At 51.9% G+C, this 455-nt stretch carries 1 rRNA gene; it reads right to left on the bottom strand.

Annotated elements, in window-relative coordinates:
• A 23S ribosomal RNA gene (locus BHE89_RS20620) occupies positions 1-455 on the bottom strand; the annotation flags it as partial.

The raw sequence follows: 455 nt of genomic DNA, 5'->3' as shown, positions 1-455 counted from the left end.
TTACATCTTCCGCGCGGCCGACTCGACCAGTGAGCTATTACGCTTTCTTTAAATGATGGCTGCTTCTAAGCCAACATCCTGGCTGTCTGAGCCTTCCCACTTCGTTTCCCACTTAACCATGACTTTGGGACCTTAGCTGGCGGTCTGGGTTGTTTCCCTCTTCACGACGGACGTTAGCACCCGCCGTGTGTCTCCCGTGATAACATTCTTCGGTATTCGCAGTTTGCATCGAGTTGGTAAGTCGGGATGACCCCCCTAGTCGAAACAGTGCTCTACCCCCGAAGATGAGTTCACGAGGCGCTACCTAAATAGCTTTCGGGGAGAACCAGCTATCTCCCGGTTTGATTGGCCTTTCACCCCCATCCACAAGTCATCCGCTAATTTTTCAACATTAGTCGGTTCGGTCCTCCAGTTAGTGTTACCCAACCTTCAACCTGCCCATGGATAGATCACCG

Origin of the sequence: Shigella sp. FC1967 (assembly GCF_001743005.1) — a bacterium.
In the GTDB taxonomy this organism is placed as follows: Bacteria; Pseudomonadota; Gammaproteobacteria; order Enterobacterales; family Enterobacteriaceae; genus Proteus.
This window is presented reverse-complemented; position numbering and strand designations above follow the sequence as displayed.